Genomic DNA, 26,596 nt, shown 5'->3' on the forward strand with positions numbered 1-26,596 from the left:
AGGTAGGCTAATGTGCGGAAGATATTATTACAGCGATAAGACAAACTATGAAGTAGAAGAGGATCTGGAATTAGAGAAAGGCACTATGTCCATGAAAACCGGGGACGTAACTCCGGCCATGAACGCAGTGGTGCTGCTTCCGGATAAAAGAGATGCAGGAAGGATAATATTGCCTGCAGAGATGTTCTGGGGGCTTACGGGCAAGGATAGAAAACTGGTGATAAATGCCAGAGCCGAATCTGTTTTTGATAAGCCAATGTTCTCCGGCAACATGGAGAGCCGGCGCTGTATCATGCCCGCTGCCGGCTTCTACGAATGGGATAAAGACAAGAATAAAGTAACTTTCTTTAGAAAAGATAAAAGGCCTGTATACCTGGCGGGGTTCTACAGCCTTTCCGATAATAAAGATTCCTTTGTGATCCTGACAACTGCCGCCAACGAATACATGATTTCCGTCCACGACCGCATGCCGGTCATGATCGAGAAAGAGCACGTCAAAGACTGGCTCTATGACACTGAAAAAGCGAAAAAGCTGCTGGCTATGCCAATGCCGCAGCTGGACAGTAGCAGGGAGTATGAGCAGTTGATCTTATTTTAGGATGAGTTGAAAGTTGTGGTGATATTGATACTTCAGCTACCAATTTCTACCCTGAGCGGGAATGAAGTCAAGCTCCCGGCGCCGTCCGTACTCAATCAACAAATAATGTCCTGTATTCTCCCGGGGACATACCCTTGTCCTCGTGGAAGACACGATTGAAGCTGGGGATGCTCTGGAATCCGGACAGCATCGCCACCTCGGTCATGGACATATTTTTGTGGGAAAGCAGCTCCGTGGCCTTCTCTAACCGGATCATATTCAGCCACTTACTGTAATTCATCCCCGTAATATTCTTAAAAATTCTGGAAAAATAGTCTCTGCTGATGCCTGCCATCTGGGCCATAGCCCCCTGGGACAGGTCATCGGCAGTGAGATTGTTCTTGATGTAATCCGTCACCAGCACCATCCTGCGCATGACGTCATCCTCGTAGGGATTGTGGGTCTCAAGGCTCAGCTCCCCGGCGAATTCCTCCCTGTTCTCATCAAGGACCTTCATAAATTCCATCAGCAGCATACAGCACTCCAGCTCTCTGTTGGTCTGGCCTGTGTAAAAGATCTCCTTCATCTTAAGGACGATGGCCTTTAACTTTTTTACCAGCTCAGGATGGCTGTTGACGCAGATAACATGAAGATTCCTGTATATATGCATGATCCTCTGAAGGTCAAAAAGAGAATTCACAAAGGCGTTGCTGAACTGTATAACCAGGGCATCTCTGCGGTTCGCATCAATTACGGCATGGGTCTCCATGGGCCACACCAGGACAAAATCATCCTCAACAAGGCTGTATGTATTGCGGTTGATCCTGTAGAGGTTGGTCTCCCCGGGGCCCACCAGGATTATCTCCCCGTAGGAGTGCCAATGCATCTGATAACTGCGCTCCTTGTTACCGGTGTACATATTGAAAGCGCTTCGATTGTCAAAGTCATATCGCTCGTATTTGCTGTAATCCATCTGGTCTTCCCTTCGTTTTACATGCTTGCTCTGTAGATCTCCAGCATTGCAGCCTCATCCAGAACTCTGGCTGAGCCCTTCTTGCCGCCTACGCCGATGGCACACTTTCTGGCCATGGTCTGAAGGTCCTCGTCGGTGGGCTTTATTCCCAGTTCTCTTAAATTGGTGGGCATATCAATGCTTCTGAAGAAATCCTCTGTGGCCTCGATACCGCAAAGAGCAATCTCTTCGTCTGAACCTCTGTCCTCAACCTCCATAACGTTAAGGGCATATTTCTTAAATCTTGGAAGGCAATTCTTGTATACGTATCTTGCCCAGCTGCCCCAGATTGCTGCAAGGCCTGCGCCGTGGGCCACATCAAAAAGGCCTCCCAGCTCGTGCTCCAGCTTGTGGGGCATCCAGTCGCCGCCATTGTTGCCGCAGCCTGTAAGGCCGTTGTGGGAAAGACTTCCTGCCCACATAACCTCAGCTCTGGCATCATAATTCTTGGGATCCTTCTTGAGGATAAGTGCGTTCTTTTTTACGGTGCGAAGGAGGCCCTCTGCCATAGCATCGGTGATCTCCATATTGCCGCCGTTTGTAAAATATCTCTCCATGGTATGCATCATGATATCGGTACAGCCGCAGGCTGTCTGATAATCCGGCAGTGTCATGGTAAGCTCCGGATTGAGGATCGCGAACTTGGGCCTGCAAAGATCGCTGTTATAGCCTCTCTTAAGAAGTCCCTCCTCCTTGGTGATAACTGAGGAATCACTCATCTCGCTGCCTGTGGCTGCAAGGGTGAGGATTACTCCGAGAGGAAGGCTTGCATTGGCTTTTTTCTTTCCATCATAGAGCTCCCAGACATCCCCTTCGTTGGCAACGCCGTAGCCGATGGCCTTGGCTGAGTCGATGGCGCTTCCGCCGCCCACTGCCAGAAGGAAGTCTACTTTCTCTTTTTTGCAAAGCTCGATGCCCTCATATACAAGGCTCAGATGAGGGTTGGGAACAGCGCCTCCAAGTTCCAGGTAGCTGATGCCCGCCTGATCCAGTTTGTCTTTTACCTGCTGAAGAAGTCCCGAGCGGACAACACTTCCTCCGCCGTAGTGGATAAGGACCTTGGTCCCGCCGAACTCTTTTACCAGATCTGCCACCTGCTCCTGTGTATTTTTACCGAAGATAACCTTGGTTGGGGTATAGTATTTAAAATCAAACATAGTGCTGTTCTCCTTTCGCATGAGCGGTTAAAAGCTGTAATCATAATTTTATCATTTTTTGACCTGAGAAAAAAATTATATGTAAACGTCAATACAACCAATAGTCCGAAGTCATATCTGTGCAAAACAGCGAAAAATACGCAGAAATCCTTGGTTTTCTTGACATAATGCTACCTATTCCTTTACGATTTAATGGTATTTGGGGAATACAATACCCTGTGGGTATGTAGAATAAAAAAAATAAAGGAGAGAAGGTATGAAAGGTTTTGCTATGCTCAAAATCGGCGAAGTAGGCTGGATTGAGAAGGAGCGCCCTGTATGTGGCCCCCTTGATGCGATCTGTAAGCCACTTGCCATCGCAATCTGTACTTCCGACGTGCACACCGTTTGGGAGGGTGCCGTTGGTGATCGTCACAACATGATCCTTGGACACGAGGGCTGCGCTGAAGTTGTTGAGGTCGGCTCAGAGGTTAAGGATTTCAAACCCGGTGATAAGGTTCTCGTTCCAGCTATCACTCCGGACTGGAACTCTCTTGAGGCACAGGCAGGCTTCTCAATGCACTCAAACGGAATGCTTGCAGGCTGGAAGTTCTCCAACTTCAAGGATGGTCTTGATTCCGAATTCTTCCACGTAAATGATGCAGATGGTAACCTTGCTCACATGCCTGAGGGAATGAGCCTTGAGGATGCTTGTATGCTTTCTGACATGGTTCCTACAGGTTTCCACGGTGTTGAGCTGGCAGACATCCAGTTCGGTGACACTGTTCTTGTAATCGGTATCGGACCTGTTGGTCTTATGTCTGTTGCAGGCGCTCACATGCGTGGTGCTTCCCGTATCCTTGCAGTAGGAACACGTCCTACCTGCGTTGAGGCTGCTAAGTTCTACGGCGCTGACGAGTTCATCAGCTACAAGAACGGAACCATCGAGGATCAGGTTCTCGAGCTGACAGGCGGCAAGGGCGTTGACCGTGTTGTTATGGCAGGCGGCGATGTAAGAACCTTCGAGTCAGCTGTTAAGTCCCTTAAGGCCGGCGGAAAGATCGGTAACGTTAACTACCTTGGAAGCGGCGACTACATCACAATCCCTCGTGTAGAGTGGGGCGTAGGTATGGGTCACAAGCAGATCAACGGTGGTCTTATGCCCGGCGGACGTCTCCGTATGGAGAAGCTCGGTGCTCTTGTTTCATCAGGTAAGCTTGATGTTAGCAAGCTTTCAACACATGTATTCCACGGCTGGGAGCACATCCCGGAGGCTCTTCAGCTCATGAAGGACAAGCCTGCTGATCTTATCAAGCCTGTTGTTATCCTTGATAACCAGCCATAATCTGTTTTTGAATTAAATAAAATGCTGCGGGTGCCAAAAGAACATTTTGACACCCGCTAATTCTGTTAAGGAAAGTTTTGTTTCAATGAATATTCTTATCGTATCCGGCTTTTTGGGAGCCGGCAAAACCACTTTTATCAAAGAACTCATCCGCCGCACCGGCGTAAGACCGGTGATTCTGGAAAACGAATACGGCGATAACAGCATAGATGCCGCAGAACTGCGGGGAACTACCTCCCAGGGCGGCGAGAAAAAACTCGAGATCCTGGAATTCATGGAGGGCTGCGTATGCTGCACCATGAAGGACAGCTTCGTAAATTCGGTCCTCACTATTTTTTCCGGTCTTTCTCCGGAGTATCTGATCATAGAACCCACAGGAGTGGGCAGACTCAGCAATATCATCGGGAACCTGACGCCCCTTCTTCACGGAAACATCACTCTGTTAAAGCCCATGGTGGTTGTAACCCCAAGGAGCTATCGTGAAAATATGGAAAAATGGGGCGAGCTGTACAGGGACCAGGTGTCCTCCGCAGGAACCGTGATCTTTTCAAAATGTGAAAATGAATCCCCCGAGATTCTGGCAGAAACCGAGGCAGCCATAAGAAAGATCAATCCGGAGGCAGAGATCATAAGCAATCATTACAGCACTCAGGGTGATGACTTTTGGCGCTCCTGCTTTTCCCTTACTGCGGAAAACAAAGGAATCGAGGGAGCGAAGTCACAGGCAGATTCCTCAGCTGATGATTTCACCCAGCTGACTCTCAATAATGTGACCCTTAGCAACCCTTCCCAGCTTATAGTCCTTTTGGAGGACTGTCTCAGGGGAGAAATGGGCCTTGTGGCCAGGGCCAAGGGCACTATGACTGCAGGGGGCGAAACCCTTCGTTTTGACCTGGCAGACGGGCTGTACTGCGTCACAGACTCCGATCAGACCGAGAATCAGTGCGTCTTTATCGGAAAATATCTGGACAAAGAAAAACTCCGCAAGAGGCTTGGATGCCTTCTTGCGGAGAGAAAAGTCTCCCTGGGTCGGGAATATGTTAAACGTAATTAAAACTCACCAAGCTTTTTGAAGCTGAGCTTCTTGTCGCCGGTAGTAGTTTCAACGTAGCCAAGACGCTCTTTGTAATCTTCCTCTGTCATTTCTTCCCAGTTCTCTTCGTCGTAGGATACGAACCATTTGGTGGCTGTAGCATCGGTCTCATCTGTCTTGAGGCTGAACTGCTGGAACAGCTCTGTGGAATTGGGGAGAAGGTCATAGGTTGAAACCACGCTTACTCCTGCGCTCTCAGAGGTATATCTGGTAAGAATGGAGCCGTAGAGCTTGTAATAATCTCTGAAATATCCTGTCGCAACGTGGGCAGGAGCTCCGTCAATGCTTCCGAAGATATCATAGATCTCTCCGGTTTCCATATCTCCGATAACCATCTCATCCACACCGTCAAGGTTAAAGTCTGAATAAGCAATTCCCATGGTCTCCATAGGATCCTTTGCCTCATCCTCCTGGGTGATGGCGTAATATACAGGGCTTAAATCCTCTGCTTCAAGTACATCTGCATTGGTTGCATTTTTGATAAGCTCAGCCACTTTTTTGGACAGATCTCCGTAGATCTCCTCGCCCTTGCAGCCGCCTCCGTCTACGTAATTTCCGCCGGTCTCTGACTGAACTGTTGCTGCGATCTCTCTTGCTCTGTCGTAAAGAGCTGCGAAGGCAGCGGGTTCTTCCTTTTCATAATCCCACTGGATCTCGGAAGGGAACTCTAAAAGCACATGATAAAGGGTTCCGTCGGCGTCGGTGAGCTGTCCGATCTTGGTTCTCATACCGCCGTACTCCTCATAGCTTTTTGCAGTGCTAACGCCGAAGGCGAAACCGCCAAAGCCTGCTTCATGGCTCTCCTTCTCATAGATATTGATCTCGCCCTCATAGTCCTTGGCAACATAGGTGCCTGCCAGCTCTGAAGGCATTGTGATGGAGAAAAAGCCGTTGGATAACTTTCCGTTCTCATCGGGAGTGATCTCTGTTCCAACCTCAACCCCCACTTCTCCGGACTCCGGCGCAGCTGTTTCAGGCTCAGCCTGGGCCACAGCCTCTTCCTCAACAGCTTCCACAACCTCTTCTACTGCCTCACTTACTTCCTCGGCAGGAGCAGACTCTTTGCCGCAGCCCGCCATAACTACAGCGGCGCCGAGGATTGTCATTAACAATACTCTCTTTTTCATAATTGTTTCCTCCTCAAAAAAATACTATATCAATGATAGCAGAAAAATGTACCGAGTTATGTCAACTTAAACGTTTTAATAATCTTTTTATTCTTTCTATAAATTGTCAACAATCTAATTGCATTTGATTTTATTTATGTTATAATCACCTACAATATAGGAGGTAATACAAATGAGCAACTTTTTTGAACTTGTAAAAAGCAGACGAAGCGTCAGAACCTTTGACGGCAATATGCCCGCACAGACTGTGATTGACGAGCTTAAGTCCTTTGGTGAAAATATAGTTAATCCTTACGAAATTCCGGTGAGATTTGAGTTCCTTGATGCAGATAAAAATAAGCTCATTTTTATGTAAAACACGACAAGGGCTACATCACAGCGGATTATGACCTTCAGAAGATCGATGTGGGAATAGCTCTCTACAACTTCGAACAGGAGCTTTTGGAGGAAGGAAGGACTCCTAAACTGGATATATCCGATCCCGGAATCAAAACTCCCGATTCAGTGGACTATGTAGCAACTTATAGATGGTAACACCTGAAAAAAGGGCCTGTCCGAAATGGACAGGTCCTTTTTGCTGCTTATTCTTCTTTATCTTTTTCAGTATCTTCCGTCACGTCAAAGGTAACAACTCTGGTCTTTTTGCTTCCGTCGTTAGCTTTAACAGTGAAATTGACCTTTCCTGTATTGCGGATATATACAGGATACTTAATGAAATTTCCTCCATCTATTTCATCAAGGTCGCCATTTCCGGGGCTGGCAATTTTCGGATTGTTGCTTTCTATTGTCATAAGACCTGTGGTGAAGAACTCCGGACCGTCCACTGCTATATAAATATATACAATGCCCAAATAATCTTCTCCTCTGTCATCGGGAATAGATACTTCAGCACTGACATTCTTTTTATACCAATCGCTGATTATTTCCTCATTAAATTTTATGGCGACACCTATCTCTTTTACCGGACTCACTACGAAAATATCGGTGCTGCCGGAGATCTTGCTTCCATCTGTAGCCGTGGCTTTCACAACCAGTCTGCTTCCCTTGAAGGCCTTGCCATAACCTGTTTCAAGGCTCTCCATAACCTTTCCGTAGTTTTTGCGCACGGTGACCTTACCGGTCTTACTTACAGAAGCAGCCTTTGCCTCCTTAACATAGTTTGTTACATCCCTGGGCTCTTCTTCGCCCTCAAAGAATGCCTCTACTCCATAGTCCCAGGTCACCTTGGTGATGGAAGGCTTTCCGTAGGTATTTCCTGCGGTTGCCGTAAATTCGGCGCTCTTTCCGATGGCCACAAACTGCTGCCTGTTCTTGGAGTTTACATGTATCTCTGATACAGGAGCAATGGTCTTTACTGTTATGCTGGTCTTCTTCTTGGAGCCGTCAACCGTTGTCCAGGTGATCTTGGCTGTTCCGGGTGTGGATCCGGCCCTGATATACCATTTCTTAAGAGTAGTGTCAAAAGTAGCATAGGCAACACCGGATTTGTTACTGGAAACCACAAGCTCTGAGATATCTGCACCATAATCCGGCTCAACAGTATTGGTAAGAACAACTTCAATCTGATTTTCCTTAACCTCTGTCTCCAGAATATCCTGATTGAAAAGACGAACAGAGCTTACTACGCCGGCCTTATTGACCTTTTGAGCATATATAGCCTTATCCGGGTTACCGGGAAGAGTTGCTACTACTTTCTGTATAGGCTTCTTTACCTTTACAGGGCCTACATATCCAAATTTACCGGATTCATCACCTTTTACTTTTGCAATCACATAGAATGAAGTGTCAGAATAAACTGACTTGTCTATTTTCAGCTTACCGGTCTTGGAGTTAAGTGTAACGCCCTTTATATTGAGTTCATTCAAAGAGCTGTCAACCATGCTCCACTCAAAGCCTTTGGCGGCATAATTTGCCGGGGTTGTGACGGCTGTATAGCTTACGGTCTTACCTGCGGCAACATAGTTTGGTCCGTAAACTTTTATTGTTGTAAGAGGATCATTACTTTCAACTTTGATCTTCTTTATGGTGGTCACCTTACCTACGGTGCCCTGGGGGCTGGCATAAACAGCCTTAAAGGTGAACTCTTTTCCGGGCAGTACTCCGTCTTCAATAAGTTTAGCCCCAGTAATTGCTGCAGGAGCATAATATCCATAGGTTCCTGCCGTAAGAACCTCATTTTTAAATCCGGGATTCTTTCCGTTTACAGTATAAGCTACGGTGAAGGCATGGCCGTTCTCCGGTTCAACGATATAGATATAATCGTCCTTTGAAAGGATTGCACCTTCCTGAAGGGGCACAACCTCTGAACTTCCTGATCTTTTAAGATAAACAGCAGGAGCTGCAATTTCTTTAATCTTAGTTGTATTGGGCATCATGGCTGCCACGTTGACAATGCCGGCTCCTATGCCTTTCTCTTTTGTCTTGATGGCATTGTTCTTAAGTATAGCCTCCATATCCTTGGGGCTTGTATATCCTTCAGCACTCATGTAGAGGGCGCAGGCTCCGGATACAACAGGTGAAGCCATGGATGTTCCGTTCCATACTGCGTACCAGTCGTGATGATCTGTCTCAGCGGTTTTCTTTGTATCCAGATCATGGTCATGACCATTCCAGGTTGAGTAAATGGCTGAACCGGGAGCTGCGATATCAGCCCAATCACCGTAGCTGGAGAAATCCGACCTGCGACCGTCTCTGTCTATGGCTGCAACGCCTATAACATAATCATAGGCTGCAGGGAAGAAATATGAATTAGTTGCTTCGTTACCCATGGATGCAATGACTGTTACTCCGGCATCATACGCATGTTTACATGCATCCTTCAGAGCTACGTTATATTCAGGGCCTCCAAGGCTCATATTGATGATCTCAGCTTTTCTTGCGTAGGTATTTTCTTTCTCATCCCAGCCGGCAACATAGTTGACTGCCTTTGCAATAGTGGCATCATCAGCCTCATCTTTATTGTCTTCATATTTGAAAACAGGTATTCCGAGAATGCTTACATTGGGAGCCATTCCCACACCACCGACACCATTGATTGCGGCGCCGATAATTCCGGCCACATGAGTTCCATGTCCGGATACGTCTCTCCACTCAGGATAGATACCCGTGTACTGGCTGACGGTTCTCTTCTGGCCCTCTGCCTTAAAATCTTCATGGTCAACATCGACACCTGTATCAATAACTGCAACTGTTATATTTTCCTTACCCATGGTTGTGCCCCAGGCTTCGTAGGTTCCAACCATATCGTGCATCCACTGATAGCCTTCTCTGTCAGATCCTTCCCCATCAGGCTCAAAGGCATCCTTTTGCATGAAGTGATATCTTGGGAAAATAGCAGGATCTGTAAGCTTTGCTGCATAATAAGACCATTCTGAAGGAGGTGCAGCTGCCATAAGCTCTGCATCATCGCTGTCATCTTCGACAACTTCACAGTCTATAGGATCTTCCATTGTAACAAAATGGTTAGGGCTTACAGGCGGAAGTGCCAGTGTGGGATCCGCGCCAAATGCAACAGCCTCTGCCACAGTGAGCTCAGGATCTGTAATACGGGCCTTGGCTACGCCATAGGAAAAGTCCACCAGCTCCGCATTATATGCTGCAGCCACCTGCTCAGCGTATTCCTCACTGTCTGCGCTGTAGATGATCACTCCATCTTCATAGTCCTCGCCGGGAACCTTATCATCCAGCATATTTGAGAGCATGTCACGAGCTTCAAGCTTGTTCTCCATTTCCTCTTCCGAGGGGATATAACCCTCAGGCATGCCGCAAAGTCCGTCAGGCAGCTCATCTTCAAAGGCCTCGGGCTCATAATAAGACGTCTCGTCTTCCAAAATCAGTTCATCGGCTTCCCCGCTAATCTCTTCAGGGGCTTCCTCAGCTGAATCCTCAAGGATATCCAGGTCAGCTTCTTCCAAAAACTGTTCCTCTTCAAAGAACTCCCCTGCAGCTGCTTCCTCTTCAAGGAATACTTCCTGAGCCGCAGCCACATTGCCGCTTGATAAGATCAAGGCAGCGCTAAGACCAAGTGCCATAACTCTCTTAAAATCCGCTTTTCTCCTCATTATCCCTCTCCTTTATACTGTCATAAAAAAGCATGTTGCTCGCAACATGCTCGCGCCGAGCGCGGTTGCATTTATGCAACATATACCTTACGCGCGATGTGCAGATCACTTGGCGAGGTTTTTTCGAGCCTAGTGAAATGTCATACACAGTAGTGCGCATCCATAGCGGCGCGTTTAATGTTTCAATAGGAAATTCAGAGGAATTTCCTATTGAAACATTAAAAGTGTCAGGTATGCCCTGACACTTAATTATCCTTATGAAATCAAGACGATCCAGGATCATCTGAACTCACATACAATATAAGTCTCCCCGTTATCACTGTAATAATATGCAATTCCTACAGATGAAAAAGTCTCCCTCATCACGTTGGCTTTATGGGTGGGACTGAGCATCCACGCGAGAACCACGTTCTCGGGCTTTTGCTGGTTGGAGTTAACTGCGTGGGCAAGATTTTCGCCGTTGGTGGAGCTGGAAACTGTGTACCAGGCTTTTCCGTTGGGTCTTATGTGGGAAAACCTTGTGGAACACTCTACCGCTCTTACTGCTGCGATGTCTGAAAGTGTGTCGTCTACCGTGAAGCTTGGAAGTCCGGCTGCGCTTCTTTCTGCGTTCATATAAGCCAGAACATCATCAGGGTTGGTGGCCTTTACCTTCATCGGGTTCAGCATTGCTGTCCCCATCAACAGTATCAACAAAAACTTGAAAACTTTTTTCATAAAGTATCCCCCCTTCAAAACAAAAGGCGTTAACTCGTATAACTATGATACTTTATTTCGAACAAGAAAGCTCTCAAATACAGGCGTTTTAAGCCATCTTTAAGTAAAGTTTTAGAATTGAAACAATATTTTTAGAAACTTTTTATCATTCACCTATGGACATTATTCCATCATGTATATTTTTCCCAATAAATGTAATTTCGTTAGAAACATCATGGGTGGCCGATGGAAACGGTTCATAGCCGGTCTGATCGCCGCTGGTGGGGTAATAGAAGGTAAAGCCGTCCACTTCACAGGTTGTAACCTCATAGGTGCCATAGTCCTGCTGGGTCAGAAGATATGCAGGGTTAAATCTTGCCACATCCTCTTTTACCAGCATGGCTCCCTTGTAGAACAGCCATACACATATAACCGCCACGAAACCGCGTAAGATCCAGGTGGTAATGCTCTTACCAAGCCTGTTATAGATAATTAAGAAAACTCTGCCCAGCACAATAGCCGCCGTCATCCAGATATAGACAACGCCGTATCTCACCAATGGTGCGCTGAAAAGCCAGAATAGCAGACAGATTATCATTGTACCGCCGATGGTCAGAAAATCAGCGATATTTACCATACTTCTGTGACTCATGACAAAGACCTTGGAATCCCCGAATTTCTCTCCCATGCTGCTCTTGTTTCTCACAAAAGCTATAAGGAAATAAACGAAGATGGCGATGTAGAGCGCAATTGCCACAACATCAAGGATGATCATGAGCTTGCTGATGCCGGTGATCTTTCCAAACCACTCGGGAAGCCACTGGGTTAGAGCCACATTGCCGTACTTGGCAACATCATTGTAGCCTCTTCCGAAGGTCTTGATCTCAAGGGCGTCATACTGGGCAAGGCCCTTGGGAATCTTCCAGGAACAGTTGAAAAGATCTATAAAAGTAACAGGATACAGTATCCATCCGGAAATTACTATATTTCTCAGAAAGAAGGGCAGCGCAATAATGACCGCCAGCAGAACTGACAGCCCAACGGCCTTGCTGTTCTTGTCGTTCTTATTATGGAGCAGCTTGTAAATAGGTACAACGGACAAAAGAAGCATAGGAGCCGCAGAGAGCTTGACGGTAACCGCAAAGACTCCCAAAAGTGACAGCAGGATATAGGGCAGCACAGACTTCTCATGTCTTACATTCATATCCAGCCAGTGGATCACCACATAAAACACAATGGTGGAAAGGAAGTAATCTGAGGCCGGTGACACAATCTCGTCGAACACGGTAAAAAGATAGTAAATGGCCGCAAGTCTGGCGAAATCCGAAAGAACGGGATGTCCCCTTCTTGCGATATTCTTAAGGTCCAGGCACTGCCAGGCCAGTATCAGGGCAAAAAAGCCCGCCATCACATGATATGACTTTCCTCCCAGAAAGCTCATGCTGTAAAGGGCAGACAAAGGGAAGGCAGCACTGTTGTAGGCAAGTCTTACGTGAAGATTGCCAAGGCCTTTCACTATGCCATAGTCCTCTATCCAGTGGATAGCCTGTGCATGATAAAGATCGGAATCATAGTGCATGATGCCATGGCTGGTGCCATAGGCAAACAGCAGAAAAATAAGAAAATAGTAGAGTCCGTTCCTGTCCACGGTAAAAATGTGGCCGGAATGAAACAGATCATCAAGAAGCTCATCCCTATAGTACACCGCGATACATGCGCAGATGCCTATAAGAAGAAGGTTGGCCGAAAGGCCGATGCCTCCGAAGAGGCTAAGGATCTGGGCATAGACAGTAACCAGTACTATGCCGCAGACAATATTGCTCTCTTTATAGTGGTTTACATAAGCCTTGGCAGTCTTATCCTTGGACTTTTGTTTTTTCATACAGTCCCATGACGCTATGAAATGTAAGAATCCAAAACCGGTAATGTATGTGGTGATGATGACATACACCCAGATAAGTAACACTGCTACCATGCTAAAACCCCCGTAAAGTAAATAATTACAATACCTTTTAACCGATAATATTGCAGGTGATAAATCCTATAAGAATTCCAAGCAGGGCTCCGAAGAGAACCTGAAGAGGAGTATGTCCCACAAATTCCTTGAGCTGCTGCTCAGGGGAAATATTCCTGTCCATCTGCTTGAACCAGTCCATCATATTGTTGATGACCTTGGCCTGTTTGCCGGTCTCTCTTCTGACACCCATGGCATCATGCATTGTGATAAGAGCCACAACGCCGGCTATGGCAAATTCAAAGGTGTCAGCTCCAAAGTTAAGGGCTGTGGCTGTAACAAGGGCCATAACCGTGGCAGAGTGAGAGCTGGGCATGCCGCCGTCTCCCAAAAGTCTCTCGGGATTGAAGTGCTTGTTAACAGCAATATATATGATGGTCTTCAAAATCTGGGCGGTGAGCCAGCCGAAAAATGCCGCTATAAGAATCTCATTGCTCAGAATTTCATTAATAAACTTCATAAAAACCTCATTTCAGGTGCATTACAACAGTTCCTTAAGGTAATCCTCAATGGCATCATGCCAGTCTGCAAACATGAAATCAGATGTAAGCTTGAACATATAGTTCTCAAGAATGCTGTATGCAGGACGAGGAGCTGCCTGAGTGTTCTTGGCAAGATACTCCGCGGTGGTCACATGATTAACTTTGGTCTTCTTGCCTGCCAGTCTGAAGATTTCCTCAGTAAAGTCAGCCCAGTTGGTATCTCCCTCGCAGGTGGCATGGAATACGCCGTAGTTCTCTGTGGGAAGAAGATAATGGATAGCCTTGGCCAGCTCCTTGGTGCTGGTAGGTGTTCCCAGCTGATCCTTAACAACGCTTACTTCGTCATACTTCTCGGAAAGTCCCAGCATGGTCTTAACGAAGTTCTTGCCGTCGCCATAGAGCCATGCGGTTCTGAGGATAAAGAAGTCCTTGGCGAACTGTTTTACCATCTCTTCACCGGCCAGCTTGGTCTTACCGTAAACGCTGACAGGGCCGGTCTGGTCAAACTCGATATAGGGCTTGGTGCCGTTTCCGTCAAAAACATAATCTGTGGATACGTGAACCAGCTTTGCTCCTACTTCTGTAGCGGCAATAGCAAGGTTTCTGGGGCCGATGGCGTTGATCTTGTAGGAAAGATCGATATCGCTCTCCTGCTTGTCCACTGCGGTATAAGCTGCGCAGTTGATGATGGCTGCAGGCTTAACCTCTTTTGTCAGAGCCAGCACAGCGTCAACGCTGGTGATATCAAGGGGAGTAATACCCTCTCCCTGAAAAACATCTGTATTTACAAGCTCATATCCGCCTGCTGCCAAAAGTTCCTTGTTGATAGCTCTTCCAAGCTGTCCGTTACATCCGGTTACAATTATCTTTTCCATTTTTATTCTCCAAAAAAAAAAACTATATCAATATGACCTAAAAGCGGACGGCATTTCTACCGTCCGCTATATAATGCCTTTTTATGATCAATCAGCATATGTTGTTCCGTTAACCTCGAACTTAGAGAATGATCCGCCCTTCTCCTGAATAACGAAGATCATTGTCTTACCTGTGTTAAGGGTTATCTCCTGGCCGTTGTCATCGAAGTAAGTTGTAGGTGCGTAGTCATCACTCTTGGACCAGGTAATGTGGATCATCTTGCCCTTGGTGATATAGTAGCCGTCTCTTGTGGAGTCGTGCATCTGATAAGCAAGATATCCGTTGTCATCACGAACCTCGTGGTAGGTTCTCTGGATGATAACATTTGAAAATGCAAGCTGCTCACCGGTGAGAGCATCTACCTGCTTGTTGCCGTAAAGAGTCTTGAGATATACCTCTTTCTCGGGATCATAGGTAAGTGCTGACTTGGTAACAGGGAAAGAGCTTGCCATGTTGATCTCTGTGGCATCAACAGCGTCAGGATAATCAGCCAGTGTGTTGGGGCTTGTGTAACCTGTGAAGTTGAAGTGTGCCTGACCCTCGAACTTGTCTCTGTGGGTCTTGGAGAAGCCTGCCTTCTCTATAGCTGAAGTTACATGAGATGCATCTGTGAAGGCTGTGTGCTCTGAAGTGCTTCCCTCAGGAATTCTGAAGAATGCGCCGTAGTCAGAACCCATAACACCGCCGACACCGTTGAGGTTGTCAACATCATCTCTTGTAAGAATAGTCTTAACATAAAGCTCCGGTCCGCCGTAGTGAACAATGATCGGATCGTACTCAAGAGCTGCATATACAAAGTAATCACGGATACTTCTGATATTACCGATCTGGGAAAGTCCCTCCCAGTTCTCCAGGATACCCATCTGACGGCTCATGCTGCCCTCTTCCATGATCTCATAGAAAACAGCTACATTGCTGAGTCCGTACTGTGGCTGTGCCTCCTTGTTGATAGGGTACATAACAGCCAGTGGTCTGTTCTCGTTGACAGCTTCGTCAACCCACTCGTTGGTGAAGTAGCTGCGAACCATGCCCTCTGCCGGAGGAGCATCCTCATCGATGACCTCTTCCTCTACGGAAGCCTCCTCTGCAGGAGTCTCAACTACCTCCTGAATATCCTCAAGTTTCTCAATACTAAGTCCTGTAACTGCAGCCTCATCATCGCTTCCGCAGCCGACAAGTGACGCAGTTAAAAGACCTGCAAGTAACAGTGTCTTAACTCTTTTCATAACCCAAAAATTCCTCTCTAAAAAAAATGCCTAACAGATTTTAACACAAGGCGACTTATTCGCCAAGTCCATTCTCGATAGCCTCAACCAGAGCGGCCAGAGCCTCCTCTTCGTCGATTCCTTCGCATTTGAACTCCAGCTCATCACCACACTTAATGCATGCCCCCAATACACTAAGTACGCTCTTGGCGTTGGCTGTATTCTCACCATAACTGAATGTAATGTGTGACTTGTAATTCATAGCCACTTTGCACAAGTTCCCAGCAGGACGAAGGTGAAGTCCGGTGGGATTGGATATAACCACTTTTTGACTTACCATTTAGAGCATAACCTCCTCAATCAGCTTAGCCAGTTTCTTTGCTTCCTCTTCTATCTGTTCCTGATCCTTGCCCTCGATCATAACTCTGACAAGGGGCTCTGTGCCTGACGGTCTGATAAGAACTCGGCCGTCTCCCGCGAACTTCTTCTCAAGTTCTTCGATAGCACCTGCTATTTCAGGATACTCCATGTATGCATCCTTCTTGTGGGTAGGTACATGGGCGTTTACAAGGGCCTGAGGCATAACCTGCATTATTGATGCCAGCTCTGAAAGAGGCTTGCCTGTATCCACCATGACCTCAAGAAGATGAAGGGCTGAAAGAAGTCCGTCTCCTGTGGTGTTCTCGTCAAGGAAAATAATGTGTCCTGACTGCTCACCGCCAAGATTGGCTCCGATCTCCTTCATGTGCTCAAGAACGTATCTGTCGCCGACCTTGGTCTTGTCGATCTGAATACCCTCTCTCTCGGCCATCTTGAAGAAGCCCAGGTTACTCATAACAGTTGCTACGATTGTATTCTTGGCAAGCTTACCCTTGTTCTTCATATGCTTGCCTACGATTGCCATGATCTCGTCGCCGTCAACCATCTTGCCGTTCTCATCCACAGCCAGGAATCTGTCTGCGTCTCCGTCAAAAGCAAGACCAATGGCAGCCTTCTCGGTTACTACTCTTCCCTTAAGCTCTTCCATGTGTGTGGAACCACAGTTAGCATTGATATTGGTTCCGTCAGGATTGTTGTGGATAACCACAACATCTGCACCAAGCTGTCTGATGGCCTCTACGGAAGTATAGGAGGATGCGCCCTCTGCGCAGTCCATAACAATCTTCATTCCTCTGAGGTTGATATCAACGGTGTTAAGGTTGTGGTTGATATACTCCTCTTTTGCATCGGTGCGGACCTTGATCCTGCCGACTCCGGCGCCGGTGGGCATCTTAACCCCCTCCATATTGTTTCTGATAAGGGCCTCGATCTCGTCCTCCAGCTCGTCGGGAAGCTTGAAGCCGTTGCCGTCAAAGAACTTGATTCCGTTGAATTCCATAGGGTTGTGGGATGCAGAGATAACAACTCCGGCATCTACCCTGTACTTCTGAGTAAGGTAAGCCACTCCCGGTGTGGGGATGACACCAACATTAACTACATCTGCTCCGACGGAACAAGCTCCTGCCATAAGGGCACTTGCCAACATATCTCCGGAAAGTCTGGTATCGCAGCCAACCATGATGGTGGGTCTGTGATTAACCTCTTTAGAAAGGACATAGGCTCCGGCCTGTCCAAGCTGCATCGCAAGAAGTGGTGTGAGTTCATCGTTTGCAACACCTCTTACGCCGTCTGTTCCAAATAATCTGCTCATTTTAAAACCTCTTATAATCTGAATAAATTAGTCTTTTTTCTCAACCTTGACATATACTTCCACAGGAGTCTTAACTGTGACGCCGTCAGGAAGTACCCAGTCAACAGCCGCACTGTATGTGCCCTCTGAGAGATGATCCAGATTGTTGTTCTGGATGACCTTCTCCACATCCACGGTACCGTTGAGATCTGATTCATCAAGGGTATCAAGTGTAGCCTTAAGTCCCTGAAGTGTCAAGGACACTGTGTTATATTCTGAGTCATCAACTTCTATGTTGAAGCCCTCAACCTGATTCTTGAGCCCCACGTGGCCTATGTCCACATCAAGGGTCTTGGTGGCAATCGCCTCCACATAAACCACTACGGATGCCATGCCGTTATAATCGTCATCTGCAAGGGTCACACCGTTTGGAAGATACTTGGAAACATCCACGGATGCATTCAGGTTGCCGGTGAAGCCTGTTACGTCCACCGCTTCATCATCGATTCTGATCTCATTTATGCCTGCAAGGGTACTGCTTCTGCCGGCGATGAGAACCTCGGTAGGATTCTTCTCTACTCTTCCGGTCAGCATATGGCCTGTGGCGGGCTCGCCCTTAACCACAAAGTTAAGAGGCACATACTTGGTCTCATAGATAACTACGTTGACTCTGACCGTCTTGATGTTCATGGAAACAGAAGTGCTGTCGATAGTATCGCCGTTGGCATCATAAAGAACGATGTCCGCGTCGGTTCCGATATTGGAGGTGAATCCCGTCACATCTACGTCAACAGCGGCATATTTGACGCTGCCTACAACAGATTCGGGACCGCTGATCCTGATCATGTTCTGCTCGGTGGAAACATCACCTATAACATAACCGTCCGTGAGAGTTCCTGAGGTGGTGGCTGAAAGAGCAAGGGACTTGGAGGCCTTCCTCTCAACGCTGAGCTTCACCACTGAAGAACTGGGGGTTATGCTCTCAATCTTGTCATAATATTTGTTGGTAATAACCTGAATACTAACTGTATTCAGACTGGACAGATCCTGAAGATCCGCTGTAGCCACGATGTTGTTCTGGTTCAGGGAATCGATTATGGATCTTGGGGCAAAAATGGTAACACTGCTGATGGTGTCACTGCCGTCCAGTACTGTGTACACCTGGCCCTGATCTGTAATAAGGTTGGTGTTCTTAAGTGTAACCGGAATGTTGGTATAGCGGACTGAAGTCACGGGATCATTGATATTGGTGATCAAAAACCACACTATTACGGCGAAGATCAGTGAAGCCAGCTTAAGTCCCCAATTGGCCGTCAATTTTTTCATTTCTTCACCTTGGCCTTTCTGGCAAAATGCTTCACCGGAGCTTCTATTGTTCGCTTGTTCTGAATGTAGCGCAGGCGCTCTCTGAGTCTGTCACTGTCCACAGCTCTCTCAAGCTCGCCCTCGTAGGCTACGCTTATCTTACCTGTTTCTTCGGAAACAATGATGGTCAGGGAATCTGTAGCCTCGGATACGCCCACACCGGCACGGTGTCTTGTTCCCAGCTCTTTTCCAATGCCCATATTGTCTGAAAGGGGCAGATAGCAGGTGGCGGAGGTGATCCTGTCTCCGCGGATGATAACAGCTCCGTCGTGAAGAGGAGTGTTGTGCTCAAAAATATTGATAAGGAGCTGACTGGTGACGATACCGTCCACGTCAATTCCTGTGCGCTCGTACTCAGTAAGGGGATGGCTCTGCTCGATGACTATAAGAGCACCGGTTCTTACCTTGGCCATCTCTACACAGGCCCTTGTTATCTCGTTAAGGGTCTTGTCTGAAAATCTGCCCTCTGTCTTGGGATCACCCAGGGCAAGAATGTTGGCAAAAAACTTTTTCCTTCCCAGTTCCTCCAGGGCCTTACGAAGCTCCGGCTGCAGGATGACAACCATGGCCGTAAATGCGATACCGAAGGCTCTTCCAACGATCCAGAGGATGGTGGACATATTGAACAGAGCTGCAATAAGTATAAACACAAGAATAACTATGATCCCCTTCAGGAGAGACCATAGTCTGGTGTTCTTCGCCCATACCAGGATATGGTAAACCAGAAATGCGATGATAAAAATCTCAACGAAATCCGGCCACCTCATCTGCGGCATGTGCAGCGTTGTTCTGTTAAAATCAAATAACGATTCTATTGGTTGCATTATAGTTCCTTATCTGCGTCTCTGGTTAGCTTTGTTGATCTTCTTGACTCTTCTCTCGGGAGCTGAAAGTGTAACCTTGGGAACTGCCTTGACGTAGTAGTAATACTCGTCATCCTCGAACTGAACCTTCTCGGTCCTGGTGTAGTCGAGGTTGAAGGCGAAGAACTCAACCACCAGCATAAGCAGGGCTGAAACGAGAGTTCCCACGATAACTCCGAAGAGTGAAATCTGAGCCTCTGTCACCAGATCTCCCACAAGGGTACTGATGATGAGACAAACAGAACCTGCTGCGATGGCGATCTTCCATGCATTGTCAATGGAGGTTCTGCGGATGATATAAACCACAATAAGTGTAACGGCGAAGGCTCCGATCATAACGATCATGGTCTTGTTGCCGGTGATTCCGGTAATAACGGACTGGAACTGGCTTGCTGCCTCCTCAACACCCTCGATTCCGAGAGATGCTGCGTTTCCTGAGAAAAATACGATCATGTAAGCAATGATAAGACCGAAGGAAACGGATACCACTGAGGTGGGGCCTCCAAGAAGTCCCATGGCAAGGGGCATCACATAAGGCAGATGCAGGAAATACATAATGGGAGTCAAAAGTACAGCCAGTGTATCCTTAGGTGAAAATCTGAAATACAGCAGAAACATCAGAAGGAATACAATTACTGCAATCAGGGCACTCTGGGCAGAGACGGAATACAGATGTCCCACAATGAAAACGGCTGAAACCACCACGATAAAGTTGGGTGGAAGTATAGCACAAAGAAGTGCTGCCATAAGAACGATAGCAATGTTGGTAAGAGCATTCATATATCCGAGCTTATTATTGATCATTGCTATTGAAATAAGTGCAAGAAGGAACTTCCATATATAGGTCAGGTAAGTTTCATTTTTCTGATAAAATCTTATGATATACTGCTTAATCTCTAGTAACGCTGTCATCTTCTCTATCCTTTTCGTACATTCTCGCTAATTTTTTTAAGTCTCCATAATATGCCTTCATACTCTTGCGCATTTTAGAATACCGATAGGAATAAATGACATATGATGCAAGAGAATACACGCCAACAAGCAGGAGGTAATATATAAGTAACCTCCTGCCTACAGCCAGTAAATTTTCTGTATTATAGATGTTCGCCAGCACATCGGCGAAGTTAAAAAGCACGTAGCTACCAATGAAGATAAAAAACACCACCGTGGCACTGATCACTGATTTAAGAACGTTGAGTCCCACGTAATCACTCCTGAAATAGGAGTTGATGGCGTTATTCTTCTTACCCTCACGGTCTACAAATGCAGCCATTTTGGTCATCAAAATGACTCTTTCCTCATTTAACATTGCAGCTCCTTAGGTATCCAGGAAGCGCATTCCGGCCTTCTTCTCCTGCTTAACCGGCTGCTGAAGTGCAGGCTTGGGCTTGGCAAAGGTATCGTTAAGATTGTTGGCCATGCTTGTCTTACACTTAGCACAGAATCTTCCTGTTTGTATAAGTTCACCGCAGTTCTCACACGTAAGCTGGAGTGGAGAATCCTTGGAGAACATAAGTCTCTCTTCACGGATCCATGTCTGGATCTGCTTGGTTGTAACCTGATTATCCTCAGAAATCTGTCTCAGGCTGGCTCTGGGATTTTCCTCAATGTACGCCTTAACCTTTTGGAAATCATCTTCAAGGGCCTTTTTGCAAGGCTCACAAATAGGCTGGCCTGCTACATAATTAAACATTTTTCCGCATCTTGCACAATTCCGTAAGTTCATAAAGCTTGACCTCCATATATTTTAAGTAGTTTGCCCGATGGAGAGTGTCAGAAAGTATATTTTCTCACATCCTGCCATCCGAAACTCATGGGCGATCTCATCAATGGTACTTCCAGTTGTATAGATGTCATCAATAATCAGTATGCACTTAAATTTTACATCATTTTGGCCTATAATAAAAGCCTTTTTCAAATTATTGCGGCGGTCCCGGGCGCTGAGTTCCTTCATTGGACGGGTATTTGAGATTCTCTTTATAATATTTTCATATTCTTTTATGCCAAGATTTCGAGAAATTTCCCTTGCAAAAATCTCCGCCTGATTGTAGCCTCGTTTGTTTTTCTTGCCCTCATACATGGGCACGGGAATCACCGCTTCTATCCCCAGTTTCTTGAGTTTTTTCCCAAGAAGCCTCGAGGCCTCTTTTGCATAAAAATGCGCATATTCCTGCCGGCCCTTGTATTTGAACCTGTAGACTGAAGAAGCTATGCTTCTGTATTCAAACACCGAAAAGCCCCTGGTGTACTCGTGGGCCACGGTGCTGCAGTCCCTGCAAAAGGCCTCCTGCTGCCCCTCACCCTGCAAAGGCTTGCCGCATTTAAGACAGGTGGGACCTTTGACGTATTTTATTTTCTTATGACACTTGGGATGTATGAGCCTGCCTGTAACGATCTTCCCGTCAAAGAACTCCACGGGGTTAACGATGCGGTCGCAGATGGGACAGCGCCGCGGATAGATCAGAGATAGTGCCTCCTCATATATCCTTTCTAACTTTCTGATATCTATGGTAAAAAAATTCCTTCCAAATTCTTTTTAACTAAATCAGTCCGCGAAGACTTCATGGATTCTCTCCCGAAGTCCCGTGTAACGGCAAAGCTGCTGCTCATTGTCCACCATCTCCGTCAGGGTCTGCCTGCTGCCCAGGATACATACGGTGCTGCGGGCTCTGGTTATTCCTGTGTAAAGAAGGTTTCTGTTAAGGAGCATCCTGGGGCCACCCAGTATGGGCATGATTACCGCCGGATACTCACTTCCCTGGGACTTGTGGATGGTGATGGCATAGGACAGCTCGATCTCGTCCAGTTCAAAGAACTGATATCTCACAAGCCTGTGCTCGTCGTATTCAACGGTAAGATCCTGGGAAAATTCGTTGATCTCCTTGATGATTCCCATGTCGCCGTTGAAGATTCCCATGCCGGAATCCACCTCGGTGTTGAACTTACCAAGGACTTTCCACTGGGCCTGATAATTGTTCTTTATCTGCATGACCTTGTCTCCCTCGCGGAAGGTCACATCCCCGGCCACGTGCTCCTTTTTGCTCTTATCCGGAGGATTCAGGTACTCCTGCAGGATGCTGTTGAGCTGAATGGCACCCAGGGGCCCTTTTCTCATGGGGGTCAGCACCTGGATGTCATAAGGCGTGGCATCAACGTAGCCCGGGAGCTTGTCCCTGATCAGCTGCACCATATGCTTGTAGACCACGTTGGCATCGCTTCTTTCCAGGAAAAAGAAGTCCTTGCTCTTATTATCAAGAACAGGCTGCTCTCCGTTGTGGATCCTGTGGGCGTTCATAACGATGTCGCTCTCCTCAGCCTGTCTGAAGATCTTCTGCAAAATAATGGTGGGGAACCTGCCGCTCTTTATCAGGTCCGAGAGAACCTGTCCCGGTCCTACGCTGGGAAGCTGGGAGCTGTCACCTACCAGGATAAGATGGGTTCCGGGCACCAGAGCCTTAAGCAGGGCATAAAAAAGGTGGATATCCACCATGGACATCTCGTCGATAATGATGGCATCGGCCTCCAGGGGGTTATCCCTGTTTCTTTCAAAGTGGACACCCCTTCCCTCCTTGTCATCATCCATGGACTGGCCGGAGACTTCAAGAAGTCTGTGGATAGTCCTGGCTTCGTAGCCTGTGGCCTCAGTCATACGCTTGGCAGCGCGGCCCGTGGGGGCTGCCAGCATGATATCAAGACCCTGGCTGGCGTAATAGCTGATGATGGTATTGATGGTGGTGGTCTTACCTGTGCCGGGGCCTCCGGTGATTATGACGATACCGTTGGAGATGCTCTTAACAACGGCCTCTCTCTGAAGATCATCCAGCTCAATGCCTCTTTTTTTCTCTATCTCCAGGATGCTCTTTTTATAATTTTCTTCCTCTGCGGCGGTGACGGTCTCAGCCAGATTAAGGTCATGAAGCATCACTGCGCAGCCCTGCTCCTCATAGAAATAGCCGGAGGCAAAGACCTGTCCCTCACCCTTGATGACAAGCTTTTTATCCATCATAAGATTGTATATCTGGGTACGGACCATGCCCTCGTCCAGGGCGAATTCTTCGCCGGAGGAAAGAAGCTCTATGGTCTTACTTATAAGCTCATCAAGGGGAAGATAGGTATTGCCGTCAAGAGAACCCTGCAAAAGGGCATACATGATAGCTGATTTGATGCGGTACTCGGAATCTACTCTGATGCCCACCTTGGCTGCGATCTCATCGGCAGTCTTAAAACCGATGCCACTGATGTCATCCGCCAGCTGGTAGGGGTTCTCCATGAGGATGGAGTAGATCCTGGCGCCGTAATTATTATAGATTTTAACCGCCATGGTGTTGGTGATGCCGTACTTCTGAAGGAAGATCATGGCATCACGCATTTCCTTTTTCTCGGCCATCTGCATGGCGATGTCTATGGCTTTTTTCTCACTGATACCCTTGACCTCCTCAAGGCGCTCCGGTTCCTCCTCGATGATCCTGAAGGTGTCCTCCCCGAACTTCTTGACGATCCTGGCCGCCAGGGCTTCACCGATGCCCTTGATGGCGCCGGAGCCCAGGTATCTCTGCATGGACACGGCGTCGTCGGGAACGACGATCTTGTAGCTTGTGACCTTGAGCTGAACGCCGTAAACCTTGTGGTTCACCATTACGCCCTCTACCTCCAGGGCATCTCCCACGTCCACGTCCTTGAAATTGCCCACGCAGGTCAGGTCCTCCTCGTCGGTGATAAGGTTCAGGACACCATAGCCGGTATCAGATGATTTATATATAAAATGTTCTACGAATCCTTTGATTATTTCTTTCTCATTTTCCATGGTGAACATTATAGCATAGATTGTCGAATAAAAAGCAAAAAGAAAGCCTCCGAATAATCGGAAGCTCTCCTGTAATCATCATCTTTAATTTACTATTGTTCGTCGGGGATGTTGTAGGTCCGTTTCAGGTTCTCGTAAAGCATGGCGGCAAAGCCGTTACTCTGCATATCCGCTGAGGTTGCGCACAGATCCTGAAGGGTCTGATCCTTGAAGTAGTCCACCAGTGTTTCTGTACTCTGGTCGCCTCTCTCGGGCTTCATGGCATCTACGGATTTCTGCATCTCCTTGAACATCTGCTCAAGGAAGTAGGCCTCGAAGCTCTTGCAGGCCTCCCACAGCTCTGAGTCCGTGGACTGGGCAGAGGTGTTCTGGATTTTGCTCTTTATGGCCTGAGTACTGGCATTTTTGCTTTCCTCCATGGCATATTCGGTTAGCGCCTGGGCACCAAGTCCGGTGATATCAAGTCCTGCCATATTTTACTCCCCTCATTATCTATTACCTCTTCAGCTGATTAGCTGTCTGCATCATCTCGTCTGTGGTCTGGATCGCTGTTGAATTCATTTCATAGGCTCTCTGGGCAACGATGAGGTTAACCATCTCTGTTGCTACGTTTACGTTGGAGCCTTCAAGATAGCCCTGGACTATCTCACTCTTTTTAATGTCGTCAGCCTCTTCCTCGAGAATTGCTTCTCCACTGGCCGCAGTCTCTTTCCAGGCCGCGCTTCCTACTCTCTCAAGTCCTTCTCTGTTTCTGAACTGCCAGATACCGATCTTCATCCCCTGATCCTGTGGGACGCCCTGATCATCGGGATAGTAGATGGAACCGTCACCGCCGATGGTAATTCTGCTGGCGATGGCTCCCGGCATCTCGATCTGTTCTCCATCAGTGCTAAGAACGAGATTTCCTTCAGCTGTTGTGAGCACCAGTGTGTCTCCTCCTGTCTCCTGAAGAGCCCAGGTAAAGTTACCGTTTCTGGTGTATAGCTGGGTTTCACCGTCGGCATCAAGATAACTGAAGAAGCCGTCACCGCTGAGTGCCACAGCTGCCGGATTATCGCTGGTCTGGAATGAGCCCTGGGAAAAATACTGATTGATGGATGACGTACGTACTCCAAGTCCCACCTGGGAATTAGTAGGCTTTGGAGTTCCGTTGGCCGTACTTGTCACGGTCTGTAACTCCTGGTATAGAAGAGACTTGAACTGAGCGCCCTGAGCCTTGTAGCCCGTGGTGTTGACGTTCGCCAGGTTGTTGGCGATAGTATCAACATTTGTCTGCTGAGCGTTCATTCCTGTAGCTGCTGACCATAAGCTTCGTACCATAGCAAGTACCTCCCTCTTACTTTTTTATCGGCAGATATTTGCACTTAAATTATAAAAAGATTATTAAAAATGAAATCTTCTTACAGCTTGCCCAGCTGGTTAACTGCTATATCAAGGGTCTCGTCCACTGTGGTGATCATTCTCTGGTTGGTATCGTAGTTTCTCTGAACCGCGATCATGGTAACCATCTCATCCACAACGGATACGTTGGACTGCTCCAAAAATCCCGCATAGATCTGGCCTGTGGCGTCGATCTGCTCCGCCTGGTCCGTGGCGATATACATATTTTCCCCGTAGTGCTCTAAGGTGTCATAGCTGAACCTTCCGTCGGGATAAATGGTCTTGGCAAAATCAAAGCGTCCGATGGTTGCCACCACTGCTCCGTCCTGGATAAGCTCGCCTCTGGTATTTATATCAACGTCTAAATCGGGATTGATCTGGATATGCTGACCGTCCTGATCAAGGACAAAGTCGCCGTCCTGAGTAACAAGAACGCCCTCGGAAGTGAGGGTGAAGTCACCGTCTCTGGTGTACATGATCTGGGTGACATTGGGAATATCTATCTCGATGTTCTTGGCCTTGTTGGTGTACTCGATTCCAAAGAAACCGTAGCCGCCTATGGCAAGGTCAAAGGTGTTGCCTGTCTCCCTCATGGGGCCTTCTGTCCAGTCAACATAGCCTTCACCAATTTTTACACCGGGATTAATAACGCCCAGCCTACGAGCTGTAAGCGGGGCGTCAGTATAATCTTTAATTTTGAGCGCAAGCTGATCATTGAAAGACTGTGAAGTTGCGCCTTCCTTTTTGTAACCGTTGGTATTGGCATTGGCCAGATTGTTGGTGAGCACATCCATTCTGTGCTGTTCATTGATCATACCTGTGTAAGCAGTGTAGAGACCTTTTACCATGCAA

Annotated in this window: 26 protein-coding genes and 1 pseudogene; 5 read left to right on the forward strand and 22 right to left on the reverse strand. The window is 47.4% G+C overall.

Annotated elements, in window-relative coordinates; all coding sequences use genetic code 11:
* The first annotated feature begins 10 nt into the window (after positions 1-10).
* On the forward strand, positions 11-598 hold the full coding sequence (locus T359_RS0110260; protein ID WP_026517406.1) for an SOS response-associated peptidase: 588 nt from the start codon (positions 11-13) through the stop codon (positions 596-598).
* 91 nt (positions 599-689) lie between these two features.
* On the opposite strand, the gene T359_RS21590 is transcribed toward T359_RS0110260, so the two are convergent.
* Both T359_RS21590 and T359_RS0110270 read right to left on the reverse strand, forming a co-directional pair.
* Positions 690-1,550 (reverse strand): AraC family transcriptional regulator, encoded by an 861-nt coding sequence (locus T359_RS21590; RefSeq protein ID WP_026517407.1) that lies wholly within the window; start codon positions 1,548-1,550, stop codon positions 690-692.
* A gap of 17 nt (positions 1,551-1,567) precedes the next feature.
* The gene (locus T359_RS0110270) at positions 1,568-2,746 is read right to left on the reverse strand and encodes an iron-containing alcohol dehydrogenase (RefSeq protein ID WP_026517408.1); all 1,179 of its coding nucleotides are present in this window, start codon (positions 2,744-2,746) and stop codon (positions 1,568-1,570) included.
* Between the two features lie 256 nt (positions 2,747-3,002).
* Here T359_RS0110270 and T359_RS0110275 point away from each other — a divergent pair, with 256 nt between their 5' ends.
* Both T359_RS0110275 and T359_RS0110280 read left to right on the forward strand, forming a co-directional pair.
* Positions 3,003-4,070, forward strand: coding sequence for an NAD(P)-dependent alcohol dehydrogenase (locus T359_RS0110275; protein WP_026517409.1), 1,068 nt, complete (start codon positions 3,003-3,005; stop codon positions 4,068-4,070).
* An 85-nt stretch (positions 4,071-4,155) separates the two neighbouring features.
* Complete coding sequence (locus tag T359_RS0110280) at positions 4,156-5,124, forward strand: GTP-binding protein (protein WP_026517410.1); 969 nt, start codon at positions 4,156-4,158, stop codon at positions 5,122-5,124.
* Here T359_RS0110280 and T359_RS0110285 read toward each other — a convergent pair.
* Positions 5,121-6,290, reverse strand: a complete 1,170-nt coding sequence (locus T359_RS0110285; protein ID WP_026517411.1) for a hypothetical protein — start codon at positions 6,288-6,290, stop codon at positions 5,121-5,123. The genes T359_RS0110280 and T359_RS0110285 overlap by 4 nt on opposite strands.
* 172 nt (positions 6,291-6,462) lie before the next feature.
* Here T359_RS0110285 and T359_RS0110290 point away from each other — a divergent pair, with 172 nt between their 5' ends.
* Both T359_RS0110290 and T359_RS23190 read left to right on the forward strand, forming a co-directional pair.
* A complete protein-coding gene (locus T359_RS0110290) occupies positions 6,463-6,645 on the forward strand; it encodes a hypothetical protein (RefSeq protein WP_026517412.1) in 183 nt (60 codons plus the stop codon).
* Positions 6,646-6,695: 50 nt separating this feature from the next.
* The gene (locus T359_RS23190) at positions 6,696-6,824 is read left to right on the forward strand and encodes a hypothetical protein (RefSeq protein WP_256374482.1); all 129 of its coding nucleotides are present in this window, start codon (positions 6,696-6,698) and stop codon (positions 6,822-6,824) included.
* A 47-nt stretch (positions 6,825-6,871) separates the two neighbouring features.
* Here T359_RS23190 and T359_RS0110300 read toward each other — a convergent pair whose 3' ends face one another.
* The 19 genes and pseudogenes from T359_RS0110300 to T359_RS0110390 form a co-directional block, all read right to left on the reverse strand.
* Complete coding sequence (locus T359_RS0110300) at positions 6,872-10,351, reverse strand: S8 family peptidase (protein ID WP_026517413.1); 3,480 nt, start codon at positions 10,349-10,351, stop codon at positions 6,872-6,874.
* Between the two features lie 279 nt (positions 10,352-10,630).
* The gene (locus T359_RS0110310; RefSeq protein WP_026517415.1) at positions 10,631-11,068 is read right to left on the reverse strand and encodes a CAP domain-containing protein; all 438 of its coding nucleotides are present in this window, start codon (positions 11,066-11,068) and stop codon (positions 10,631-10,633) included.
* 145 nt (positions 11,069-11,213) lie between these two features.
* Positions 11,214-13,022: an LIC_10190 family membrane protein gene (locus T359_RS0110315; RefSeq protein ID WP_026517416.1), complete on the reverse strand. Its 1,809-nt coding sequence runs from the start codon at positions 13,020-13,022 to the stop codon at positions 11,214-11,216.
* A 37-nt stretch (positions 13,023-13,059) separates the two neighbouring features.
* Entirely contained in the window at positions 13,060-13,521 is a 462-nt protein-coding gene (locus tag T359_RS0110320) for a divergent PAP2 family protein (RefSeq protein WP_026517417.1), read from the reverse strand.
* 21 nt (positions 13,522-13,542) lie between these two features.
* Positions 13,543-14,418 (reverse strand): dTDP-4-dehydrorhamnose reductase, encoded by an 876-nt coding sequence (gene rfbD, locus T359_RS0110325; RefSeq protein ID WP_026517418.1) that lies wholly within the window; start codon positions 14,416-14,418, stop codon positions 13,543-13,545.
* 87 nt (positions 14,419-14,505) lie between these two features.
* Positions 14,506-15,684, reverse strand: coding sequence for a DUF3048 domain-containing protein (locus T359_RS0110330; RefSeq protein ID WP_026517419.1), 1,179 nt, complete (start codon positions 15,682-15,684; stop codon positions 14,506-14,508).
* A 55-nt stretch (positions 15,685-15,739) separates the two neighbouring features.
* A complete protein-coding gene (locus tag T359_RS0110335; RefSeq protein ID WP_026517420.1) occupies positions 15,740-16,003 on the reverse strand; it encodes an HPr family phosphocarrier protein in 264 nt (87 codons plus the stop codon).
* Entirely contained in the window at positions 16,004-17,353 is a 1,350-nt protein-coding gene (gene glmM, locus T359_RS0110340; protein WP_026517421.1) for a phosphoglucosamine mutase, read from the reverse strand.
* A gap of 27 nt (positions 17,354-17,380) precedes the next feature.
* On the reverse strand, positions 17,381-18,658 hold the full coding sequence (locus T359_RS0110345; protein ID WP_026517422.1) for a CdaR family protein: 1,278 nt from the start codon (positions 18,656-18,658) through the stop codon (positions 17,381-17,383).
* A complete protein-coding gene (gene cdaA, locus T359_RS0110350; RefSeq protein ID WP_026517423.1) occupies positions 18,655-19,521 on the reverse strand; it encodes a diadenylate cyclase CdaA in 867 nt (288 codons plus the stop codon). The genes T359_RS0110345 and cdaA overlap by 4 nt, the downstream gene beginning before the upstream one ends.
* Before the next feature lie 9 nt (positions 19,522-19,530).
* Positions 19,531-20,472 carry a hypothetical protein gene (locus T359_RS0110355; RefSeq protein ID WP_026517424.1) on the reverse strand — a complete coding sequence of 314 codons (942 nt, stop codon included), beginning with the start codon at positions 20,470-20,472 and terminating at the stop codon, positions 19,531-19,533.
* Entirely contained in the window at positions 20,450-20,869 is a 420-nt protein-coding gene (locus tag T359_RS0110360) for a hypothetical protein (RefSeq protein WP_026517425.1), read from the reverse strand. Before T359_RS0110360 ends, T359_RS0110355 begins: the two co-directional genes overlap by 23 nt.
* A 9-nt stretch (positions 20,870-20,878) precedes the next feature.
* Entirely contained in the window at positions 20,879-21,286 is a 408-nt protein-coding gene (locus T359_RS0110365; RefSeq protein WP_026517426.1) for a flagellar protein, read from the reverse strand.
* 21 nt (positions 21,287-21,307) lie between these two features.
* Positions 21,308-21,790 carry a ComF family protein gene (locus T359_RS0110370; RefSeq protein WP_197027088.1) on the reverse strand — a complete coding sequence of 161 codons (483 nt, stop codon included), beginning with the start codon at positions 21,788-21,790 and terminating at the stop codon, positions 21,308-21,310.
* A gap of 45 nt (positions 21,791-21,835) precedes the next feature.
* A pseudogene (locus tag T359_RS23465) lies at positions 21,836-22,069 on the reverse strand (double zinc ribbon domain-containing protein); the annotation flags it as partial.
* Positions 22,070-22,105: 36 nt separating this feature from the next.
* Positions 22,106-24,364 carry an SF1B family DNA helicase RecD2 gene (gene recD2, locus T359_RS0110375; RefSeq protein WP_330370184.1) on the reverse strand — a complete coding sequence of 753 codons (2,259 nt, stop codon included), beginning with the start codon at positions 24,362-24,364 and terminating at the stop codon, positions 22,106-22,108.
* A 92-nt stretch (positions 24,365-24,456) separates the two neighbouring features.
* Complete coding sequence (locus tag T359_RS0110380; protein ID WP_026517429.1) at positions 24,457-24,837, reverse strand: hypothetical protein; 381 nt, start codon at positions 24,835-24,837, stop codon at positions 24,457-24,459.
* Between the two features lie 22 nt (positions 24,838-24,859).
* Positions 24,860-25,684, reverse strand: a complete 825-nt coding sequence (locus T359_RS0110385; protein ID WP_026517430.1) for a flagellar hook-basal body protein — start codon at positions 25,682-25,684, stop codon at positions 24,860-24,862.
* Between the two features lie 80 nt (positions 25,685-25,764).
* Positions 25,765-26,592: a flagellar hook-basal body protein gene (locus T359_RS0110390; protein WP_026517431.1), complete on the reverse strand. Its 828-nt coding sequence runs from the start codon at positions 26,590-26,592 to the stop codon at positions 25,765-25,767.
* Positions 26,593-26,596: the final 4 nt, after the last annotated feature.

The sequence above is a fragment of the Butyrivibrio sp. MC2021 genome, from assembly GCF_000621605.1.
Classification (GTDB): Bacteria; Bacillota; Clostridia; order Lachnospirales; family Lachnospiraceae; genus Butyrivibrio.

What these genes read in the sequence shown, in the direction of transcription:
- T359_RS0110260 (WP_026517406.1), top strand. Translation starts at nt 11, where the DNA reads ATGTGCGGAAGATATTATTACAGCGATAAGACAAACTATGAAGTAGAA.
- T359_RS21590 (WP_026517407.1), bottom strand. Translation starts at nt 1,550, where the DNA reads ATGGATTACAGCAAATACGAGCGATATGACTTTGACAATCGAAGCGCT.
- T359_RS0110270 (WP_026517408.1), bottom strand. Translation starts at nt 2,746, where the DNA reads ATGTTTGATTTTAAATACTATACCCCAACCAAGGTTATCTTCGGTAAA.
- T359_RS0110275 (WP_026517409.1), top strand. Translation starts at nt 3,003, where the DNA reads ATGAAAGGTTTTGCTATGCTCAAAATCGGCGAAGTAGGCTGGATTGAG.
- T359_RS0110280 (WP_026517410.1), top strand. Translation starts at nt 4,156, where the DNA reads ATGAATATTCTTATCGTATCCGGCTTTTTGGGAGCCGGCAAAACCACT.
- T359_RS0110285 (WP_026517411.1), bottom strand. Translation starts at nt 6,290, where the DNA reads ATGAAAAAGAGAGTATTGTTAATGACAATCCTCGGCGCCGCTGTAGTT.
- T359_RS0110290 (WP_026517412.1), top strand. Translation starts at nt 6,463, where the DNA reads ATGAGCAACTTTTTTGAACTTGTAAAAAGCAGACGAAGCGTCAGAACC.
- T359_RS0110300 (WP_026517413.1), bottom strand. Translation starts at nt 10,351, where the DNA reads ATGAGGAGAAAAGCGGATTTTAAGAGAGTTATGGCACTTGGTCTTAGC.
- T359_RS0110310 (WP_026517415.1), bottom strand. Translation starts at nt 11,068, where the DNA reads ATGAAAAAAGTTTTCAAGTTTTTGTTGATACTGTTGATGGGGACAGCA.
- T359_RS0110315 (WP_026517416.1), bottom strand. Translation starts at nt 13,022, where the DNA reads ATGGTAGCAGTGTTACTTATCTGGGTGTATGTCATCATCACCACATAC.
- T359_RS0110320 (WP_026517417.1), bottom strand. Translation starts at nt 13,521, where the DNA reads ATGAAGTTTATTAATGAAATTCTGAGCAATGAGATTCTTATAGCGGCA.
- rfbD (WP_026517418.1), bottom strand. Translation starts at nt 14,418, where the DNA reads ATGGAAAAGATAATTGTAACCGGATGTAACGGACAGCTTGGAAGAGCT.
- T359_RS0110330 (WP_026517419.1), bottom strand. Translation starts at nt 15,684, where the DNA reads ATGAAAAGAGTTAAGACACTGTTACTTGCAGGTCTTTTAACTGCGTCA.
- T359_RS0110335 (WP_026517420.1), bottom strand. Translation starts at nt 16,003, where the DNA reads ATGGTAAGTCAAAAAGTGGTTATATCCAATCCCACCGGACTTCACCTT.
- glmM (WP_026517421.1), bottom strand. Translation starts at nt 17,353, where the DNA reads ATGAGCAGATTATTTGGAACAGACGGCGTAAGAGGTGTTGCAAACGAT.
- T359_RS0110345 (WP_026517422.1), bottom strand. Translation starts at nt 18,658, where the DNA reads ATGAAAAAATTGACGGCCAATTGGGGACTTAAGCTGGCTTCACTGATC.
- cdaA (WP_026517423.1), bottom strand. Translation starts at nt 19,521, where the DNA reads ATGCAACCAATAGAATCGTTATTTGATTTTAACAGAACAACGCTGCAC.
- T359_RS0110355 (WP_026517424.1), bottom strand. Translation starts at nt 20,472, where the DNA reads ATGACAGCGTTACTAGAGATTAAGCAGTATATCATAAGATTTTATCAG.
- T359_RS0110360 (WP_026517425.1), bottom strand. Translation starts at nt 20,869, where the DNA reads ATGTTAAATGAGGAAAGAGTCATTTTGATGACCAAAATGGCTGCATTT.
- T359_RS0110365 (WP_026517426.1), bottom strand. Translation starts at nt 21,286, where the DNA reads ATGAACTTACGGAATTGTGCAAGATGCGGAAAAATGTTTAATTATGTA.
- recD2 (WP_330370184.1), bottom strand. Translation starts at nt 24,364, where the DNA reads ATGGAAAATGAGAAAGAAATAATCAAAGGATTCGTAGAACATTTTATA.
- T359_RS0110380 (WP_026517429.1), bottom strand. Translation starts at nt 24,837, where the DNA reads ATGGCAGGACTTGATATCACCGGACTTGGTGCCCAGGCGCTAACCGAA.
- T359_RS0110385 (WP_026517430.1), bottom strand. Translation starts at nt 25,684, where the DNA reads ATGGTACGAAGCTTATGGTCAGCAGCTACAGGAATGAACGCTCAGCAG.
- T359_RS0110390 (WP_026517431.1), bottom strand. Translation starts at nt 26,592, where the DNA reads ATGGTAAAAGGTCTCTACACTGCTTACACAGGTATGATCAATGAACAG.